This is a genomic window from Aerococcus sp. UBA6277 (assembly GCF_002440555.1).
Classification (GTDB): domain Bacteria; phylum Bacillota; class Bacilli; order Lactobacillales; family Aerococcaceae; genus Aerococcus.
On the sequence record NZ_DJUR01000043.1, the window covers coordinates 62,699 to 82,315 of the forward strand.

At 39.8% G+C, this 19,617-nt stretch carries 18 protein-coding genes and 1 riboswitch; of the genes, 4 read left to right on the top strand and 14 right to left on the bottom strand.

Annotated elements, in window-relative coordinates:
• Nucleotides 1-7: 7 nt before the first annotated feature.
• The 3 genes from B2V22_RS07755 to pdhA all read right to left on the bottom strand — a co-directional run bounded on the left by B2V22_RS07755 (nt 8) and on the right by pdhA (nt 3,833).
• Nucleotides 8-1,657: a 2-oxo acid dehydrogenase subunit E2 gene (locus tag B2V22_RS07755; RefSeq protein WP_290491677.1), complete on the bottom strand. Its 1,650-nt coding sequence runs from the start codon at nt 1,655-1,657 to the stop codon at nt 8-10.
• Nucleotides 1,658-1,749: 92 nt separating this feature from the next.
• On the bottom strand, nt 1,750-2,727 hold the full coding sequence (locus B2V22_RS07760) for an alpha-ketoacid dehydrogenase subunit beta (RefSeq protein ID WP_290491679.1): 978 nt from the start codon (nt 2,725-2,727) through the stop codon (nt 1,750-1,752).
• Nucleotides 2,728-2,729: 2 nt separating this feature from the next.
• Nucleotides 2,730-3,833, bottom strand: a complete 1,104-nt coding sequence (pdhA, locus tag B2V22_RS07765; protein ID WP_271735609.1) for a pyruvate dehydrogenase (acetyl-transferring) E1 component subunit alpha — start codon at nt 3,831-3,833, stop codon at nt 2,730-2,732.
• A gap of 389 nt (nt 3,834-4,222) precedes the next feature.
• On the opposite strand from pdhA, the gene def reads away from it, so the two are divergent.
• A complete protein-coding gene (gene def, locus B2V22_RS07770; RefSeq protein ID WP_290491682.1) occupies nt 4,223-4,795 on the top strand; it encodes a peptide deformylase in 573 nt (190 codons plus the stop codon).
• A gap of 70 nt (nt 4,796-4,865) precedes the next feature.
• Here the strand turns inward: def and coaBC are convergent, their stop codons facing one another.
• A complete protein-coding gene (gene coaBC, locus B2V22_RS07775; RefSeq protein ID WP_290491684.1) occupies nt 4,866-6,077 on the bottom strand; it encodes a bifunctional phosphopantothenoylcysteine decarboxylase/phosphopantothenate--cysteine ligase CoaBC in 1,212 nt (403 codons plus the stop codon).
• A gap of 24 nt (nt 6,078-6,101) precedes the next feature.
• Nucleotides 6,102-7,592 (bottom strand): threonine synthase, encoded by a 1,491-nt coding sequence (thrC, locus tag B2V22_RS07780; RefSeq protein ID WP_290491933.1) that lies wholly within the window; start codon nt 7,590-7,592, stop codon nt 6,102-6,104.
• A gap of 269 nt (nt 7,593-7,861) precedes the next feature.
• Between thrC and B2V22_RS07785 the strand changes: the two genes are divergently transcribed.
• Nucleotides 7,862-8,497: a 50S ribosomal protein L25 gene (locus B2V22_RS07785; RefSeq protein ID WP_290491686.1), complete on the top strand. Its 636-nt coding sequence runs from the start codon at nt 7,862-7,864 to the stop codon at nt 8,495-8,497.
• A 169-nt stretch (nt 8,498-8,666) separates the two neighbouring features.
• Here the strand turns inward: B2V22_RS07785 and thiT are convergent, their stop codons facing one another.
• Nucleotides 8,667-9,230 carry an energy-coupled thiamine transporter ThiT gene (thiT, locus tag B2V22_RS07790; RefSeq protein WP_290491688.1) on the bottom strand — a complete coding sequence of 188 codons (564 nt, stop codon included), beginning with the start codon at nt 9,228-9,230 and terminating at the stop codon, nt 8,667-8,669.
• A 146-nt stretch (nt 9,231-9,376) separates the two neighbouring features.
• A riboswitch (TPP riboswitch) is annotated at nt 9,377-9,473 on the bottom strand.
• Between the two features lie 207 nt (nt 9,474-9,680).
• Between thiT and B2V22_RS07795 the strand changes: the two genes are divergently transcribed.
• Nucleotides 9,681-10,004, top strand: coding sequence for an iron-sulfur cluster biosynthesis family protein (locus tag B2V22_RS07795; RefSeq protein WP_290491690.1), 324 nt, complete (start codon nt 9,681-9,683; stop codon nt 10,002-10,004).
• Nucleotides 10,005-10,070: 66 nt separating this feature from the next.
• On the top strand, nt 10,071-11,384 hold the full coding sequence (locus tag B2V22_RS07800; protein ID WP_290491691.1) for a hydroxymethylglutaryl-CoA reductase, degradative: 1,314 nt from the start codon (nt 10,071-10,073) through the stop codon (nt 11,382-11,384).
• A 54-nt stretch (nt 11,385-11,438) separates the two neighbouring features.
• Here the strand turns inward: B2V22_RS07800 and B2V22_RS07805 are convergent, their stop codons facing one another.
• The 8 genes from B2V22_RS07805 to B2V22_RS07840 form a co-directional block, all read right to left on the bottom strand.
• Nucleotides 11,439-12,593 (bottom strand): hydroxymethylglutaryl-CoA synthase, encoded by a 1,155-nt coding sequence (locus B2V22_RS07805; RefSeq protein WP_290491693.1) that lies wholly within the window; start codon nt 12,591-12,593, stop codon nt 11,439-11,441.
• Between the two features lie 861 nt (nt 12,594-13,454).
• Nucleotides 13,455-14,129, bottom strand: coding sequence for a ribose-5-phosphate isomerase RpiA (gene rpiA / locus B2V22_RS07810; protein ID WP_290491695.1), 675 nt, complete (start codon nt 14,127-14,129; stop codon nt 13,455-13,457).
• A 21-nt stretch (nt 14,130-14,150) separates the two neighbouring features.
• Nucleotides 14,151-15,533: a Sapep family Mn(2+)-dependent dipeptidase gene (locus tag B2V22_RS07815; RefSeq protein ID WP_290491697.1), complete on the bottom strand. Its 1,383-nt coding sequence runs from the start codon at nt 15,531-15,533 to the stop codon at nt 14,151-14,153.
• A 53-nt stretch (nt 15,534-15,586) separates the two neighbouring features.
• A complete protein-coding gene (locus tag B2V22_RS07820; protein ID WP_290491699.1) occupies nt 15,587-16,303 on the bottom strand; it encodes a TraX family protein in 717 nt (238 codons plus the stop codon).
• A 277-nt stretch (nt 16,304-16,580) separates the two neighbouring features.
• On the bottom strand, nt 16,581-17,273 hold the full coding sequence (locus B2V22_RS07825; RefSeq protein WP_290491701.1) for an amino acid ABC transporter permease: 693 nt from the start codon (nt 17,271-17,273) through the stop codon (nt 16,581-16,583).
• A gap of 16 nt (nt 17,274-17,289) precedes the next feature.
• Nucleotides 17,290-17,943 carry an amino acid ABC transporter permease gene (locus B2V22_RS07830; protein ID WP_290491703.1) on the bottom strand — a complete coding sequence of 218 codons (654 nt, stop codon included), beginning with the start codon at nt 17,941-17,943 and terminating at the stop codon, nt 17,290-17,292.
• 13 nt (nt 17,944-17,956) lie between these two features.
• Nucleotides 17,957-18,772 carry a glutamate ABC transporter substrate-binding protein gene (locus B2V22_RS07835; protein WP_290491705.1) on the bottom strand — a complete coding sequence of 272 codons (816 nt, stop codon included), beginning with the start codon at nt 18,770-18,772 and terminating at the stop codon, nt 17,957-17,959.
• Between the two features lie 35 nt (nt 18,773-18,807).
• A complete protein-coding gene (locus B2V22_RS07840) occupies nt 18,808-19,536 on the bottom strand; it encodes an amino acid ABC transporter ATP-binding protein (protein ID WP_290491934.1) in 729 nt (242 codons plus the stop codon).
• Nucleotides 19,537-19,617: the final 81 nt, after the last annotated feature.

Below are 19,617 nucleotides of genomic sequence, written 5' to 3' on the forward strand. Positions count from 1 at the left end.
TCTAAAATCATCCTTCCATTAATAATAATTCAGGGTCAGCCATTAAACGAGCGATTTCATTAAGCGCTTGTTGACCAGTAGCACCATCAACGATACGGTGGTCAAATGTTAATGATAATTTCAATACGCGACCAGCAACAACTTCACCATCAGCGTTAACTACTGGTTCAGATTTGATTGCACCGAAACCTAAGATCGCTGTTTCTGGGTAGTTTAAGATTGGTGTAAAGAATTCTCCACCAACAGAACCGATGTTAGAAATAGAAACTGTACCGTCAGCCATCTCTGGACCTTTAAGTTCGCCAGCGTGTGCTTTAGCAGCATTTTCGTTGATGATATCAGCGATATCAAACATTGAACGAGTGTCTGCATTCTTGATGTTTGGTACGTATAAACCAGCATCTGTATCTGTTGCGATACCAATATTATAGTAATGTTTATGTACAAACTCTTGGCTTGCATCATCAACTGAGGCGTTTAATTGAGGGTATTTCTTAACTGCAGCAATTAAAGCTTTAACTGCGTATGGTAAGAATGTCAATTTAGTACCACGTTCAGCCGCAATGTTCTTAAACTTCTTACGGTGATCCCATAATTTAGAAACTTCAACGTCTTTGAACAATGTAACAGATGGTGCTGTATGGTTAGCAGTATCCATTGCTTTAGCGATTGCTTTACGCATTGGTGTCATCTTGATACGTTCTACGCGGTCTGAGTTGTCAGCAACTGCGTTAGCTTTCTTAGCAGGTTTAGCTGCTGGTGCTTCTGTTTTCGTTGCTGCTGGTGCAGTTTCAGTAGCAGATACTTCAGGTGCAACAGTTGCTGCGCCGTTAAAGTTGGCAACATCTTCACGTAAGACGCGACCATTTTTACCAGTACCAGCAACAGCTGTAATGTCAACACCTTGCTCACGAGCAAATTGACGTACAGAAGGCATTGCTAATACGCGTTTGTTAGGATCTGAAGCAACTGGTACGTTACCAGCTGATGCGTTTGTAGATACGCCAGCTGCTGGATCTGCCGCTTTAGTTTCTTGTGCAGGTGATTCTGGAGTAGAGACTGGTGCTGATGCTTCTGAGCTATGACCAGGTGCATCAATTTCAGCTAATACATCACCAACGTTAGCAACTGTTCCAGCTTCCACTAAGATACGAACGATCTTACCTGTTACAGGAGAAGCTACTTCTTCAACTGATTTATCGTTTTGGATTTCAACTAATGAATCTTCTTCATTTACTTCGTCGCCTTCAGCAACCAACCAAGAAACGATTTCACCTTCAGCCATACCTTCACCAACGTCTGGTAAAGTGAATTGGTATACGCCGCCACCTGTTGCAGGTGCAACTGGTGCTTCCGCTGCTGGTGCAGGTGCTGCAGCTTCTTCTGCAGGTGCTGATGCAGCTGCGTTGTCTTCTAATCCTTCACCTTCAAAAGTGATTAATGGTGTACCAACAATGGCAACATCACCTTCACTGTAATGTAATTCAGTTACCTTACCTGAAACTGGTGAGTAAATTTCTTCTACTGATTTATCGTTTTGGATTTCAACGATTGGATCTTCTTCGTTGACTTGGTCGCCTACAGCTACTAGCCATGAAACGATTTCGCCTTCCGCCATACCTTCGCCGACATCTGGTAAATTAAATACAAAGGCCATATTTGTTATTCATCCCTTCTAATTTGAGCTTAAAGTTTATATTTTAACAAGTAATAAAGGGGGCTGTGACATCAGTGTCACGCCCCTAATTACTATTTACCTGTAATTTCGTTAGCAGCCGCAACAATATCAGTTGCATTTGGCAACCAAGCATTTTCAGCCATACCAAATGGGAAAACTGTATCAGGCGCAGCTACAACTTTAATAGGTTCTTCTAGAGATAAAATGCTACGTTGAGAAATTTCTGAAGCCACTTTATCGGCAACACCTGCTTGACGTTGTGCTTCTTGTACGATTACTACGCGACCAGTTTTTTCAACTGATTTTGTAATTGTTTCCATATCTATTGGAGAAATTGTACGTAAGTCAACGATTTCAGCAGAAACGCCATTTTTACCTAATTCTTCAGCCGCTTTGATTGCTTCACGAACCATGTAGCCATAAGCAATGATTGTTACATCAGAACCTTCTTGAACTAGGTTAGCTTTACCAATTTCTAACTCGTATTGTTCTTCAGGAACTTCTTCACGGAATGAACGGTAAAGTTTCATATGTTCTAAGAATAATACTGGGTCGTTATCACGAATAGCAGCTGTTAATAAACCTTTTGCATCGCGTGGGTTTGATGGAATAACAACTTTCAAGCCAGGTGTCTGTGCCATTAGACCTTCAAATGAGTCCGCATGCATTTCTGGTGTATGCACACCACCACCAAATGGTGAACGGATAGTGATAGGTAAGTTACGTGTTTGGCCCATACGGAAACGTGTACGGTTCATTTGACCAGCAATTGAGTCAAATACTTCAAATACGAAACCGAAGAATTGGATTTCCATTACTGGACGGAATCCATGTAGTGCCATACCAATCGCCATACCACCGATAGCTGATTCAGATAATGGTGTATCGCTTAAACGTTCTTCACCATATTTATCGAATAAACCTTTAGTAGCACGGAAAACCCCACCGTTTTTACCAACGTCTTCACCAAAAATATATACTTTTTCATCACGAGCCATTTCTTGGTCTAGCGCTTCAGTGATTGCTTCGATCATTGTTAAGTTAGCCATAATTATTTAGCCTCCTTTGCTGAATATGCTTCAATTTGTTCTTGAATATTTTGTCCAGGCGCTTCGAACATGTTTTCTAAGAATTGAGTAACTGTTTGTTTAGGTGCCATGTCAGCTTCTTTCGCAGCTTCTTTGATTTCTTCACGAACTTGTTCTACATATTCATTTTCGATTTCTTCAGACCATAGGCCTTTTCCTTCTAAGAATGCACGCATACGGATTAACGGTTCACGTTTAGTCCAGCTGTCCATGTCTTCTTGCGTACGGTAGATCTTAGGATCATCACCTGAAGTAGAATGAGCGCCTAAACGGTTTGTAACTGTTTCAATTAAAACAGGACCGTTACCAGCTAATGCCCATTCACGTGCTTGTTTAGATACAGCATAAACTGCTAAAGCATCGTTACCGTCTACTTGAATACCTGGGATACCTACAGATACAGCTTTTTGTGCTAAAGTTTCAGCAGCTGTTTGTTTGTAACGAGGTGTTGAAATCGCAAAACCGTTGTTTTGAATAAAGAATACGACTGGTGCCTTATAACGAGAAGCATAGTTCATACCTTCGTATACATCACCTTGAGATGAACCACCGTCACCTGTATATGTAAATGTTACAGCTTTGTCACCATTTAATTTTTGTGCACGAGCAGACCCCATCGCTTGGATGTATTGTGCACCAATGATAATTTGTGGTGGCATTGCATTTAAATCAGCTGGGTAGTTGTTACCTTCAACATGTCCACGAGACCATAAGAAAGCTTGAGAGATTTTTAAACCGTGAGCGATTAATTGAGGGATATCACGATATCCTGGGAACAACCAGTCATCTTTTGTAAATGCATAAGAACTTGCCATTTGAGAAGCTTCTTGACCTAAAGTAGGCGCGTAGAAACCTAAACGACCTTGTTTTGCCAATGCCATTGAGCGTTCATGAAGTGTACGTGAGAAAACCATACGTTTCATTAACTCAACTAATTCTTCATCTGATAAATCAGGCATGATGTCAGGGTTAACAACATTTCCATCTTCATCTAAAATTTGAACCATTTGAAATTGAGCACTGATAGCATCTAGCTGCGCTTCATAATCCACTGGTAATTTAGCCATTTGTAACACATTCCTCTCTTTTATAAAAATTTCACATATTATCGTTCATCTGTGTCATTTTATTTACCTTACTGATTTACTTTATCAAATCATGTGAACCTTTTCAATCTTTTCGCAATTTTTGCAACAAAATCTATTATAATACAGAAACTATCAAAAGAAAACCCTTCCATTGTTAATTTTATAGCAAATTTAATCTTTTACCACAACCAAGCCATTTTCGATTAAATAGAAATAGATTGTTTTATAAGTGTTTCTTAAACTGTACTAGTAATATTTGAACTTCTGTTTCATATAGTGAATTTATTAACTTAGTATCGTATTTTTGCATTCAAAGTCTTTTTATGAGAAAATATATTAGTTATGATAGAAGAAAAGGAGTTGTTCAGATGATTACTATGGAAGACATTATTCGCGAAGGACATCCTACCTTACGAAAGAAAGCTGAAAAAATTACTTTCCCAGTTTCTGATGAAATTCGTCAGTTAGCTGATGATATGATGGAATTTTTACGCAATAGCCAAGATGAAGAATTAGCTGAAAAATATGGTTTACGTGGTGGTGTTGGGATTGCTGCGCCACAACTAGATGTATCTATTCAAATGACTGCCCTATTAGTGCCCGACTTGGTGGATCCAGAAAATGCCGAGCCATTATTAAACGGTGTATTCTTAAATCCACGCGTTGTCAGCCATTCTGTTGAAGGTGTTTGTCTTCGTGAAGGTGAAGGTTGTTTATCTGTTGATCGCGACGTACCAGGTTATGTCCCTCGTCACGCCCGCATTACAGTTACTTATAACGATATTGACGGTAACGAATATAAGAAACGTTTCTCTGGCTACCCAGCCATCGTATTGCAACATGAAATTGACCATTTAAATGGCATCATGTTCTACGACCACATCAGTGAAGAAACACCATTCGCCCTTGACGAGCATACCCACTTGTTAGGCGACGAGTAATTTAAGATTAATTATTTACCTATATATGAAAAATGATGTCGGATTTCGATTCCGGCATCATTTTTTTGCGTTATTTGATTTCGTCTTGTATACAGGCTAACAGTTCAACTGCTACACCGATTTTACTTTGTTTTTCTAAAGGATGCTCACTATCCTTAGTGATCAAAGTCACTTGATTGTCATCTGTATTGAAGCCGATTGTTTGGTCTGAAACGTCATTTGCTACAATCATGTCGACGCCTTTTCTAACCAACTTATCGCGCCCATATTCAATGACATTTTGTGTTTCAGCAGCAAAACCAACGGTATAATGCCCTTCTTTAGGCAGACTAGCTAAAATATCAGGATTTTCGGCCAATTGAATGGTCAACCCATCCTGATTAGATAGTTGGTTTTTTTTCATTTTTTGATCAGCTGGATGGGCAGACCGGTAGTCAGAAACAGCGGCAGACATAATGACAATATCTTTGTCTTGGACATGTTCGTGCATGGTGTCATACAAATCTTGTGCAGATGCCACAGTGACCACTTCTATGCCAGGTAGAACAGGCAGATTTTTAGCATGGTCAGTGCGGACTAGGGTCACTTGTCCGCCAGCAAGGGCGGCGGCATTGGCGATAGCCAAACCCATTTTGCCAGAAGAACGGTTGGTCAAGAAACGGACGGGGTCTAATCTCTCAGTAGTCCCGCCGGCTGAGATCAGTAGTTTACGGCCGGTTAAATCAAGATTTTTAGCCTGCTTATCGATGGCAATATAGGCTAATAAGGCTTGGAATACGGCTCCAGGGGCTGGCATCCGGCCTTTACCCTCATAGCCTTCTGCCAAGAATCCGGTATCTGGTTCAACCACAATATGGCCGTCTAAACGGAGCTGTTCGACGTTACGCTGAGTAGCCTGGTTGGCCCACATTTTCTCGTTCATCGCTGGCACGAATAAGAGTGGCGATTTCAAGGCCAACATCATGGACAATGCTTCGTTATCCGCAATGCCATTAGCAAATTTTGCCATGGTATTGGCGGTTGCTGGCATAACGATAGCGTAGTCAGTCCAATCGGCTAAAGCGATATGGGCCACAGTATCGGGGCCATTGCCCCCTTCAACTAATGGTGGATATTTGGTTAGGACTTCAAAGGTAAATGGTGTGACAAATTGCTTAGCAGACGGTGTCAAGGCCACACGCACATTAGCCCCTGCTTTAATGAGGGTACGGACAAAATCTGGGATTTTATATGCCGCGATGCCACCTGTGACAACAACTGTTAAATTTAATCCTTTAAGCATGGTCTCCTCCGCTTTCCAATTGACTTATTCTCCAGTTAAAATATCCACAACTGTTGCCTTCATATCCGCTACAGTAGATACACGGTTGTGGCGTACTTCAGCAGTTTGGATTTCTTTGATGGCATTTGGATAATCGAGGTTTCCTGCAGATTGAATGTTGGCTACCAATTCATCGTCAGTCGCATTTTCAACATCTTGTCCAATCGCATTCAAAACAGCTTGTGGGAACTTGTATGGGCTAGCTGTTGACACAACAACGCTTGGTCCACTTAGGGCATCTTTGGCCTTCAATTTTTGTAGACTCGCTGATGCTACCCCAGTATGCGGATCCATTAAATAGTCGTATGCTTTGTATACGCGGTCAATTTCAGCTTTAGTTTGGTCCTCGTCCGCGAACTCGCCAAGGAAGGATGCAAATTTCTCGCTCACGTCAGCTGGGAATTCGTACCGCCCTTTTTCATCTAAGTCATTCATCAAGGCTGATAATTGGGCTACGTCATCTCCTAAGGCGTGGAATAACATCCGTTCGAAATTGCTTGAAACCAAGATATCCATAGACGGTGAAATCGTTAACTTGAACTCACGATTTTTGTCATAAACACCTGTATTAAAGAAGTCGTATAAGACAGTGTTATCATTAGAAGCACAAACCAATTTACCAACTGGTAGACCTAATTTTTGTGCATAGTAACCAGCTAAGATGTCCCCGAAGTTTCCTGTTGGGACCACAAAGTTGACCGGACTGCCTGCTTCAATTTCTTCATGTTTCACTAATTGAGCATATGCGTAGAAGTAGTACACGACTTGTGGAATTAAGCGCCCGATATTCATTGAGTTGGCTGATGAGAATTGAATGTTTTCTGCCGCTAAATTAGCGCGTAAAGCTTCATCGTTAAATAAGCGTTTCACTTCTGTTTGTGCATCATCAAAGTTCCCTTCAATCGCCACCACGAAGGTGTTGTCCCCTTTTTGGGTTACCATTTGTTTTTCTTGAATAGTCGAAACCCCACCTTGCGGGTAGAAGACAATGATTTTTGTACCTGGTACATCTGCGAATCCAGCCATTGCTGCCTTACCAGTGTCGCCAGAAGTAGCTGTCAAAATGGCAATCTCGTTGTCATTAGCATTCATCTCAGCTGATTTTTTCATTAAATGCGGTAAGATTTGTAGCGCTAGGTCTTTAAAGGCAATCGTTGGACCGTGGAATAATTCTAAATAGTAGTCATCGCCAACTTTTGCTAACGGTGCAATCACATCCGTATCAAATTTTTCATCGTATGCCCCATCGATACATGCTTTTAAATCTGCTTCTGAAAAGTCATCAAAAAAGATAGACATAACAAAATAAGCCAATTCTTGGTAGGTCATCTCTTTTAATTCAGACCAATCAAGGTCAATACTAGGCCATTCTGTTGGAACGTATAGCCCGCCATCAGTTGCTAATCCTTGAACAATGGCTTGTGAAGCAGTGACAACATTGTTCTGGTTACGTGTACTTTTAAATTGCATCTTAATCCTCCTAAGCGACTCCTATTACCTTGTTGATCATTTTTATCTATGTCAGTCACTCTTTATATTTGCTTTATTCTACCATAGAAGGTACATTTATGGCAGTAAGGACTAATTTTTCTCATAATTTTCTATTAGAAAATTCATACGAATTATTGCATGTTTATAGCTTAAAATAGATTTTATTACTCATATATGTTAACATTAAGTGTGTTCCTAAATTTTTTAATTGTAGGAAACGTAAATACAAACGTATATACTCAGGAGGTATTCGAATGAAATTTACAGCTCAAAAACGTGATGGCTCTGGTACTTCAGCAGCTAAACAATTACGTAAAGAAGATTTAGTTCCAGGCGTTGTATACGCAAGTGACTTAGATCCAATTAACATCACATTATCAGTTTCTGATGTAGAACAAATTCGTCGTGAATTAGGTCTTAACTCAGTATTTGATTTAGAGTTAGATGGTAAAACACATACAGTTTACGTACGTGAAATTTCACAATCAGCGTTGAAACCAACTATCTACAACATTTCTTTACAAGCGATTAAAAAAGGTCAAAAACTTGAAATGCCATTATCTATCGTTATTGTTAACGAAGATGCTTTAGCAGATCAAGAAGGTGTAGCTTCTACTACAACACTTGAAATTGATGTTGTTGCTGACCCAGCAACCGCGCCAGACTCAGTTGAAGTTGACGTTACAGGCTTAGCTATTGGTGACTCAGTAACTGCTGGTGACTTAAAACTTGCTAGCGACATCGAATTAGTAACAGATGCTGAAGAGGTTGTTGTATCTATTTCTGCGCCGGTTGAAGAGCCAGAAGAAGTTGACCCAGATGCAGAGGTTGCTGAACCAGAAGTAATCGATGAAAAAGAAGGCGAAATTGTCGAAGATACTGAAAATTAAGATTTTTCAATTTCTTTCATCAAATAAAAACCGGAGTGATTTAATTCACTCTGGTTTTTTTGTTTTCTTTAAAATTAGAAAAACTTCGACATATACTTTACCAAATCACTACATGCATCAAAAAAGGGGCGTGATTGCTAGATCACTGCCCTGTTTTGCTAGTGGATATTTATTTTTCAACTAGGATAATTTTCTTATTAGTTTTGATTAGTAGGTAAGAGATGGCATAGCACGCGCCCCATGTCGCAAGTCCCGACATGCCGTTCATAATAGCTGAGTACACCCATGGACTCATGCCTTCTGGTGCGTATTGGCCCCAAAAGGCTACACCGGCTAGAAAATGAACAAAGTATTCTGCAAATATGGCGATGAAAGTAGCCAATCCAACATATAGGAAAAGATTTTTTTCATGATTATTCTTTGCTGCTTGTTGAATTTGTAGGGCAAAAATACCCGCTAATCCAGCTAAGGCAAAGGCAAATATATATTCTATAATACCTTGTACTGGGGTTAAAATACTGGCAAATCCAGAAATAAATTTAATCAGTCCTAACAAGAATCCTGACAATAAACCAACACGAATCCCTCTTCTAAACGCCACAATATAAATAATGGCTAGTGAAATTTGAACCCCAAAACTTGGGCCGATTTCTATCGGTATCATCGATACTATAAAAGCAATTACTGCTGCAATAGCGGCCTCGATATTTTCATTCAACTTAACTGATCTCATTTCTTCTTCTCCATTCTTTTGTAGGCACAGTGCAAGCTATTTTGAAATATTATCAAAGTAAATAAAAAATCGCATCTATCACAATTGTGACAAACACGACCTCTCAATGTATTCAACGATTTAACGCATTAAATCATTCACCAACAAATGGCTATTGAACACTTCCTTACGCCAGTATAAACCGGATCAAGTTATGAGGGTCTGTTTTTAAACATCTCAGCAAAAGCTCCCCTAGTGCATACAAGTATATTATTTCTTTCAGTATATGCTACTCTTGCATCTTTAGCAAGAGTTAACCCAAACATTTTATAATCACTTAGTCTTATTGTATAATAGAATTGAGCGCTGGTGCATCGAAACCACACTATTGTATTAATATTATCAATATGATATATTTTTATGAACATATTTTTGCATTCTTTTATTTTGAGGCCTATGGGGGGATGAAATTTGAAGCTATTTTTTTCAAATAAAGCGATCAATAAATTACAATCATTATCACAATTTGAACATATTTGTTTAAATGATACACAGTATTTACATATTTCTGATGAACAAGAAATTGACCTGGTTATACGGACGAATGAAACAGATTTTTCTGCTTATGATGACGTCTTAGAGACCCATATTGGCCAAATTCACGTGAGAAAGAATGCCTTAAAATTTTTAGGCCATGACAACCGTATTGACTTCGATGATTTCAGACAAGTCTTTGTGTTAATCGTCGACGGCCAGGTGATGAACGATAACATATACCTACAGAAAGCGCAATAATTTATAATTCTTAAACTAAACGGGCTAGGTATACTGGTCCGTTTATTTATTGAAGAAGGAGTAAATATGTCTCAAAACCAATTCCAAGCGTATTATAAAAAGTCTCGGCAAGAACGTATTGATATTTTAGTAGACCAGGAAAAAATTACCGGTGACCAAGGAGAATTTTTAAAGAATGGTCAGGGCTTAAGTGTTGAAATCGCCGATAATATGGTTGAAAATGCCCTTTCTACCTACCGGCTCCCTTATGGTCTAGGACTCAACTTCCTAATCAACAATCGAGAGGTCCAAATTCCAATGGTTACTGAGGAACCATCTGTAATTGCAGCTGCATCAAATGGTGGGAAAATGATTCAGCAAGCTGGTGGATTTATGGCACAGGTTAACCAGCGTCTGATGACTGGACAAATTGCTTTTACGGGGGTTGAAAATGATACCCAAGCCCTAGGTCTTGAAAACTGGGTGAATGAAGTTGCAGATGACTTACTAGCTGTTGCCAACGCTGCCTATCCTTCTATCGTTGGACGTGGTGGCGGTGCGCGAACAATCCATTCTCATTACTATCCAGCAACCGATAGTAATGCCCCTTTTTTCGTTATATATCTAACCATTGATACCAAAGAAGCGATGGGTGCGAATATGATGAATACCATGTTGGAGGCTTTGAAGGCTTATATCTTACATCATGTGGATTTTATTCCTGGTCTAGATGGGTTGATGGCTATTCTATCGAATTATGCAGTGGAAGCTACGGCAACGGCGACTTGTGAGATTCCAGCCCACCTACTGGATAAGGGGGAAGTTTTAGGAAGTGAAGTTGCTAAAAAAATAGCATTAGCTAGTCAGTTAGCTCAAGTGGATGTATACCGGGCAACTACTCACAACAAGGGCATTATGAACGGTGTAGATGCTTTTGTATTAGCTACAGGTAATGACTGGCGGGCAGTTGAGGCTGGTGTGCATGCATATGCGGCCAGAGACGGTCAATACCGTGGATTGGCTACCTGGTCATACGACGTTGACCGTGAAGTGCTAACTGGTGAACTCACCCTACCTTTAGCTTTAGGTGCTGTTGGCGGGTCTATTGGTATCCATCCAACTGTTCAAGTGACTAAGTCCATACTAGGTCAAGCAGACGCTAAAACATTGATGGAAATTGCTGTATCACTTGGGTTAGCCCAAAACTTTGCAGCAATTCGAGCACTTGTATCTGAAGGTATTCAAGCTGGACATATGGAACTACAAGCCAAGTCCCTAGCCATTCAAGCAGGTGCACAAGATGATCATGAAATCAACCAATTACTATCAGCATTAGAAAAAGCTGATCACAAAAACTTGGCGACCGCTAAAGAATTATTAGAAAAATTACGAAATGCCTAAAAAAATCGTTACCCACTTGAAGTGAAGTTTACTTCTTGTAGGTAACGATTTTCTTTATTTATATAGTCGCTTATGATCTTCAACACCAGCTAATTGGAATTGTTCTTCATCGTCAGCTAGCACTAATTGACTTCCATCAGTCGGTAGTTCTTCCTGGAAAATCAATTCATAATCGGCAACGGATAATTGTACACGATTGTCTAACATTGCTACATGTCTTTCTACTGCGAGCATATCTTTGAAGCCATCTACTAAAGAAATGGAGAGGAATTCACCAACTGCACCTGACCCATAAGAATACAATCCAATAGTGTCCCCAGCTTCAAGATTTTGACTTTTGTCTAATAAGGATATCAAACTTAAATATAAAGAACCTGTATAGATATTTCCAACCCGTTTATTGTAAATGCGGCTGGCTTCAAATTGGTCTGTTAAGGCTGCTTGTTTAGCTTCATCCACCTCCGGCAATAATTGACGCAAGCCCTTTAAGCCCATTTTTGAATAGGGTAAATGGAAGGCTAAAGCCTTAAAATCAGCTAAAGTTTTATTGGTCCGTTTTTTATATTCAGTCCACACTGTCTCTAAGTAAAAGAGGTATTGTTCATTAGAGAATTTACCATCTACTTGGGCATATGTAGAATAATTTGGACGCCAAAAATCGTAAATGTCTCCAGTGTAAGAAACAGCATCGTCATTGATCACAGCCACACGAGGGTCTTTACTGATTAGCATAGCTACTGCACCTGCACCCTGTGTTGATTCTCCTGAAGTATTCAAGCCGTATCTAGCTATGTCAGTTGCAATCACCAAGACTTTTGACTCTGGATGACGGGCAATATGGGATACCGCAGTTTGAAGTCCTACAGTTGCTGCATAACATGCCTCTTTCATTTCAATAGCACGGGCAAATGGGTTAATCCCCAAAAGCTGGTGCACGTGGACTGCCATTGCTTTTGATTGATCGACACCTGATTCTGACCCCACAATAATGAAATCAATCGCTTCTTTATCTTCCGCTGTTAAAATTGGCCAAGCTGCGTTAGCTGCCATTGAAACTGGATCTTGGGTTAAGGGTGCCACTGCTTGCTGGGTTTGACCTAAACCAATTGTAAACTTCGCCGGATCAACATCTCTAGCTTCAGCCAGTTCTTCCATGTCCACATAGACATGTGGTGTGAAGAAATGCAGTTTATCTATACCAATATTCATATTCGTTACTCTCCCAACATCACTTTTATACGTAAAACGTCATTTATCACCTATCATTTTATCATAGTTCCTCCTCCCTATCCGTATTTGTCGCATTCTTAGGAAATTCTGAACATATTTTTTTCGTAAAAAATAGAGACACAACAAAGTTGACGTGCGTCTCATAGATAGAAACTGTCTGTTCAATTGAGCTAATGCTTTAGTGATGGGGAATCAGGTATCAAAGGAATTATTTTCATACGACGTCAGCAGCGCCAAAATACGCTACTGGATTGTTGCACGAAACGTTAGTGATTACGTTCCCTAACAACGCTTCATCGTTAGAAATCTCATCGCGTTCAACGCATACCCTGGGATTTCACGGATTGCTTGCAATGTAACAGGATCGTCCTGTCCATACTATTCAAAATTCATTTCCATAAGAATGTAAGGGGATACATATTTATAAGCTATCACTTTAAACTTTAATCTTTTTCATGGTATAATAAGACATACCAAAAAAGTTATTTATCTGTAAGGGGGTTAAGCTTATGCCAACTAGTAAGGCACAGAAAAAAAGAAACCGTAAAATACTATGGTATCTATTTTTAATCATTTTTACGATTGTACAAGGTTTTCTAATTTCAGATGATGATCAGGCATAGCCAATTGAATATACTATGATTAAGACGTCAAAAAACGGTTTTTTTGTTTTTTGACGTTTTTTTATGAATACCTATCATTTTTTGAAAGTACCTTTTTCTTCTTAAATTCCCCCACCTATATTCACTCATTTTCGGTCTAAATTTATATTCTCCCCTTTAATAATAACTACAAAAAAATCGAGCTAGGAAAATGCCTAACTCGATATTAACTCACATACTACCCATTAAATTCTACGACTTGCCCATTATTAGCCATTAAGACTTTGTCCGCAATTCCTAAGAATAAGCCATGTTCAACAACACCGACCATTTGAATCAACTCGTCAGCCAACTTGACTGCGTCTACTATTTTTTCTAAATGAAGGTCAATAATAAAGTTGCCTGAATCGGTGATAAATTTGCTGCGGTCCGGTAATTGACGGAATGTTGGTGCATAGTTTTTATCCTCAAATGCATAGAATAGGTGTTGACTGGCCGCTGGAATAACCTCAATTGGCAGTGGAAAGGCACCTAATTGGTCTACTTGCTTGCTGTGGTCGCATATCCAAATGACGCGTTCACTATTCACTGCAATAATTTTCTCAATCAGGTGTGCACCACCGCCCCCTTTAATCCCATTTAATTGTGGATCAAATTCGTCTGTGCCATCAATTGTTAAATCAATGGCTGGGACATCATTTAATGAGGCTATTGGAATGTTTAGACTGGTTGCTAAATCGGCTGACTGTATGGAGGTTGGTACACCGGTAAAGGCTAAGCCTTCCTCTTTCATCCGTCTGCCTAGTTCTGTAATCAGGTAATAGGCTGTTGAGCCTGTGCCTAATCCAACGACCATACCATCTTCAACGTATTGGGCTGCTGCAACCCCAACGAGTTCTTTTTCGTTCACCATATGACTCCTTTGTCTGGCACCCTATCCTAATTGGTCTGCTTGACCAAGTTGGATAAAAGCATCTGTATATAGTTTTAGTAAATCTTCTAGTGTATCCATTTCGATGTATTCATCGGCTTGGTGGGCCACATGTGCATCATGTTGGAAGTTCATCCCAAATGACACACAATTTGGCATTACTTTACTATATGATACCCCACCAGAGATAATAGGTTCAATAGCGTGGTCTGGGAAATGTTTGTGGAAGGTATTTAACAATAATTGATTGGCTGGTAAATTCACGTCAGAAAGTATTGGCGCTGTATCAAATGATTTCACAAATGGGATATCCGCGAATTCTTTGGTGAAGGCGTCTGTCAATTCTGGTTCAGTAATATTAGTTGGGTAGCGAACATCAATAGTAAAGGCAATTTTACCGTCTGCCGTTTTCTCAATGACACCCTGGTTTAATGTCAACGGACCCATGATGTCGTGGTTACGGGCTACGTCAAATCCTGACCCATCATAAGGACGAAATAGGCGTGTCCACTTGTTGGCCAATTCATCTGAATAAGTATTGGCAATGATTTCAAAACCACGGGTGATGGCTGAATCTCCTGCTTCTGGTGTTGAGGCATGGGCAGAAATCCCGTAAACAGTTAGGGTTGTTTGGCCATTTTCTTCTTTGATGGCGATTGGCCACTGTTTATTTTTGGCATAGGCTTCTAGTCCAGGATTTAGTGCATCAGCGATGACGAATGTCGCTTCTGATGGTACTACATTTGATCCGGCACCACCAACTACACTTTCAATAATGGTATCTAGCTTCAAATCACCTTTGAAGTTCCAAGTTGTAGCCCCTTTTTCCCCGATTTGTAGCGGGAATTGCCCATCTGGTGTGATGGCGAAATCAGGTGCCCCCTCTTTGATGACGTATTGCGGAATGTCCGTCATGTCTGATTCTTCGTCAGACCCAATTACGATACGGATGGCATTTTTTAAGGGAACTTGGTAATCCTGTAAGATTTTAACGGCATAGTATGACAAAACGGCATTCCGTTTCATATCTGATGTTCCGCGACCATACATCCGGCCGTCGATAATTTCAGCGCCAAATGGTTCTTTGGTCCAATTTGACAAGGCCCCTACGGGTACGACGTCAATATGACTAGCAACATCCACCCGGTGGTTAGTCCCCGCATTTTGGGGTTCCATGTGAACGGTATATGGGTAAACATCCCCAACTTTCATGTCGTCACGGACAGCTAAATCGTGCATAAAATCTAGCGCTTTGCGGACTTCAGGTCCATAAGGGGCATCTGCTGTAGCCGCCTCATCATCGCGAATAGATGGGATTCGGACCAAACCTTGGATGTCTTCGATTAATTGCGGGATATATTGTGCGAAATCTATTTTATCTAACATATTATTCTCCTAGTTTTTTCTAAATTTTAAATCTTGTGTGTTATATGAATGGGCTACACGATGAAATAACGGGCAATTATGCCGAATATCAGCAGATGAATAGGGTAAATCCAATACAGCCATTTGGCGTTGTAACGGCCCCTTAATCCATTGTAGAAGTAAGTCATTACAAAAGATATCGGTGCAGTCACTTCCCATAGCACGAGTACAGCCCCAGCAAAGGATTGGATGAATCGTTGGTCTTGGGTGACATAAAGGACACCGATTAAAATAACGCCGAACATGCCGTAATCCGTATTGAAATACTCAGCAGCGATTGCTAATAAGACGATAGGAATAAAAGCTAGCCAGCGGTATTTCATTATACTAGCCAACCAGATTGCTAATAGCCCCAACAATAAAGTAAAGAATACATTTTGATGGGCCAAATCAAAAAATTGCTGGCTAATGGCTAGGTTAAATGGAATTTCTGATATCAAGGCAAAAATCCCTAACCTTATAGCATATTTTTGTTTATTAGAGGTATGGAAGAAACCTTCAACCAATAGGAAACAAAATATCGGAAAAGCAATCCGCCCAATTAGGCGAAAGCTGGTATAAGCCGTATAAGCCAGGGAATAATGAAAACTTTCCAGTTGTCCATTATTTAATAACGGCAGTAAAATGGCTGCACCCATGTGGTCAATAATCATGGTGACCATGGCGATCCATTTCAAGGTAGAACCCGAAAGCCCGCCTTGTTTATTCTGTGCGTTCATTGCTTGAGCCAAGCGACCGCCTCCTTCTTTTCACGTTTTTCATGATGGTGTTATTTTATCATAGTTTTTTCATTTTTCTTTATTTATCACATTGTTTGGGCAAATAAAAAGGTCGAGAAAAAGTCTCGACCCCTTGTTAATATTAAAAAATTATCCAACATAGACTCAGTTTCTTTGAATCCCTAACCTGTGTTTAGATTAATGAAACCATTTAGGGCCTATGTAAAAAACTATCCTACTGGTTCAAAGGACATGATAGCAAATGCCATAGCCAACGGATTGAACTGTGCTATGCCGGTGTTTTCAAAGCGCCATCTTTTGCTGTAGCCTTGTCAGACCGTCGGTTTGATAGGTATTTTGAAAATTTAGACAAGGTATAACATACCAACCAATATAAGAAGGTCATAATCACAAACATTGGAATCACATATGCTGTATTTTGGTTATAGATAATCTTCGCATTATGCGTCAATTCCGGTAAGGAAATAATTGTTGCAAGCGACGTATCCTTAATCAAGGCAATCAATTGCGACACAATCGAAGGTGCCATTGACCGCACAGCTTGTGGTAATAAAATATACACCAAGGTTTGTACATGAGTTAAACCGGTTGAAATCCCTGCTTCTGTCTGCCCTTTTGGAATAGCATTCAATCCACCACGAATAATTTCTGAAATCATGGCTGATTCAAATATAGTCAAAGCCCCTACTGCTGCCCAGAAAATATTTAAGCGAATCCCTAATTGTGGCAAAGCAAAATAAGTAAAGAAGATAATTAATAGTAAAGGTAAATTACGAATAATATCGATAATTAGCCCTAAAACTTTAGACAAAATTGGAATTCCCATAAATCGAATAACCCCAAAAATTCCACCTAAAACTAACGAGAATATGATAGCGTAAAACGTTACTTGAAGCGTAACCCATAGACCATCAAGTAAAAACTGGATATTCATCCATTGAAATGCACCTGCAAAATCCATCTATTACCGCTCCTTTCTAACGTACGTCCTGTTGTGCTAATCGTTTTTCAATATATGAAACTAATAAAGTTAAAGGTACTGTAATGATCAAGTAAATACACGCGATCATTGTGTAAGTCCCTAAAGTATTAAAGGTTTCACTGGCAATTAAATCACCGTAATACATTAAATCTAACCCAGCCACCATAGCTAGAATAGAAGAGTTTTTCACTAAGTTGATAAATTGGTTACCTAATGGCGGAATCACAATTTTCACAGCTTGTGGTAAAACCACGTACTGCATCGTTTGTACATAAGTCATCCCTTGTGAAATACCTGCTTCTCTTTGACCTTTAGGTACAGCTTCAATCCCTGAACGCACAACGTCCGCGATAAAGGCTGATGTATAAAGCGTTAAACCGATAATCCCTGATTGGAATCCGGTAATATCCATCCCGTATAAAGGAATAACTACATAGAAAAACATCACAATAATCAATAAAGGAATATTACGGAAAAATTCTACAAAGATATCGCCAATTTTAGCTAAAACCTTGTTTTCTAAGGTTTGGATAATTCCCACTAAACCACCAAGAATTAAGGAAGCAATCAGAGCGATCACTGATGCAATCAAGGTATTGATAAATCCTTCAATAATTAAATCAGAATAATTTGTTAATAATTCAAACATGTGGTCAACCTCCCTACTCTGCAATTGATGACTCAGTATCGTCACCAAACCAATTTGCATATATTTCTTGATACGTACCATCAGCTACCATGTCATCAATGGCTTGGTTTACTTCATTTAAGAAGTCATCTTGGCCCTTGTTGATGGCAATACCATATGGTTCTTTTGTAAAGGTTGATCCAGCAATTTTGTAACCTGGATTTTGTTCCATAATCCCTAATAAAATAGCATTATCCGTGGTCATCGCGTCCCCTTGACCTGATTTTAAGGCCGTGAAGGCTTCAGCGTAGTTTTCTAACTCTAAGATATTCGCATCCGGCGCTGCTTCTTTAATTCGTTGGGCTGATGTAGACCCTTTTACCGCCAAAACGGTATGTTCACTCGTCAAGCTCTCAACACCTTCTATATCAGAATCTTCAGGTACCATCAAGGCTTGCCCGGCATCAAAGTACACTTGACTAAAGTCAACTTGTTTTAACCGATCTTCTGTGATGGTCATGGTTGCAATCAAAGCATCTACGTTCCCGTTTTTCAGTAAAGGAATACGGGTTTTAGAGGTTACCTCAACAAATTCTGCTTCGGCGTTTTCCCCACCGACACGCTTAGTAATCTCTTTCGCCATATCGATATCAAAACCTTCGATCCGGTTTTCTTCAATATTATATTTCCCAAATAAGTTGGTATCGACTTTTACCCCCCAAGTGATGACCGGGTAGGCTTCGCTGTCGATTCGCTCAGCAATATCCTGTTGGCTAGCAGCAGTGCTTGTACAGGCCGTAGCCAAGAAAGCAAAAGCCACTAGCGCAACAATTCGCCATAGTTTTTTCATGGTATTTCCCTCTTTCCTTAAGCGTGACTTGGTGATTAGACTATGATCTTGCTTAGGAATTGCACGGCACGTTCATCATGAGGATCTTCGAAGAACTCTTTTGATGGACGATCTTCTAAAATTTCCCCGTCTGCCATAAAGACGGTTCTATTCGATACTTCTTTGGCAAAGCCCATCTCATGCGTTACGACAACCATAGTCATGTTGTCCTCAAAGGCGATACGTTTCATTTGATCCAACACTTCCCCAACCATTTCTGGGTCAAGGGCTGAAGTTGGTTCATCAAATAGCATAATTTTCGGACGCATAGCTAGGCCACGAGCGATGGCCACACGTTGTTTTTGCCCACCAGATAATTGACCTGGGTAAGCATCACGTTTATCCCACATGTTTACACGTTGTAATAAACGCTCTGCTCTATCTTGGGCGTCTTTATCGGTTTTCTTCAAGACTTTTAAAGGCGCTAATGTCACATTTTCTAACACCGTCATGTGAGGATATAATTCGAAATGTTGGAATACCATACCGCAGTCGCGGCGAATTTGACGGATGTCAGTGTTGCGGTCTGTAATATCTTTACCGTCAACAATTAAATGGCCTGAGTCTACCTTCTCTAAAGCATTTATCGTCCGAATCAAAGTTGATTTACCAGAACCAGAAGGTCCAATCAAGGTCACAACTTCACCCTCATTTATCTTCAGATTAATGTCTTTCAACGCGTGGAATTTACCATAATATTTTTCAACATGATCAAATGTAATCATCATCGCACCTCTTCTTATTTAATTTTTCCTTTTGAATACAATTGCAATAAACTTGAATGTAAACAGGATTCTTGCATAAAG

Excerpts from the sequence above, each read along its gene's own strand:
- B2V22_RS07755 (WP_290491677.1), bottom strand. The coding sequence starts at position 1,657 with ATGGCCTTTGTATTTAATTTACCAGATGTCGGCGAAGGTATGGCGGAA.
- B2V22_RS07760 (WP_290491679.1), bottom strand. The coding sequence starts at position 2,727 with ATGGCTAACTTAACAATGATCGAAGCAATCACTGAAGCGCTAGACCAA.
- pdhA (WP_271735609.1), bottom strand. The coding sequence starts at position 3,833 with ATGGCTAAATTACCAGTGGATTATGAAGCGCAGCTAGATGCTATCAGT.
- def (WP_290491682.1), top strand. The coding sequence starts at position 4,223 with ATGATTACTATGGAAGACATTATTCGCGAAGGACATCCTACCTTACGA.
- coaBC (WP_290491684.1), bottom strand. The coding sequence starts at position 6,077 with ATGCTTAAAGGATTAAATTTAACAGTTGTTGTCACAGGTGGCATCGCG.
- B2V22_RS07785 (WP_290491686.1), top strand. The coding sequence starts at position 7,862 with ATGAAATTTACAGCTCAAAAACGTGATGGCTCTGGTACTTCAGCAGCT.
- thiT (WP_290491688.1), bottom strand. The coding sequence starts at position 9,230 with ATGAGATCAGTTAAGTTGAATGAAAATATCGAGGCCGCTATTGCAGCA.
- B2V22_RS07800 (WP_290491691.1), top strand. The coding sequence starts at position 10,071 with ATGTCTCAAAACCAATTCCAAGCGTATTATAAAAAGTCTCGGCAAGAA.
- B2V22_RS07805 (WP_290491693.1), bottom strand. The coding sequence starts at position 12,593 with ATGAATATTGGTATAGATAAACTGCATTTCTTCACACCACATGTCTAT.
- rpiA (WP_290491695.1), bottom strand. The coding sequence starts at position 14,129 with ATGGTGAACGAAAAAGAACTCGTTGGGGTTGCAGCAGCCCAATACGTT.
- B2V22_RS07815 (WP_290491697.1), bottom strand. The coding sequence starts at position 15,533 with ATGTTAGATAAAATAGATTTCGCACAATATATCCCGCAATTAATCGAA.
- B2V22_RS07825 (WP_290491701.1), bottom strand. The coding sequence starts at position 17,273 with ATGGATTTTGCAGGTGCATTTCAATGGATGAATATCCAGTTTTTACTT.
- B2V22_RS07830 (WP_290491703.1), bottom strand. The coding sequence starts at position 17,943 with ATGTTTGAATTATTAACAAATTATTCTGATTTAATTATTGAAGGATTT.
- B2V22_RS07835 (WP_290491705.1), bottom strand. The coding sequence starts at position 18,772 with ATGAAAAAACTATGGCGAATTGTTGCGCTAGTGGCTTTTGCTTTCTTG.
- B2V22_RS07840 (WP_290491934.1), bottom strand. The coding sequence starts at position 19,536 with ATGATTACATTTGATCATGTTGAAAAATATTATGGTAAATTCCACGCG.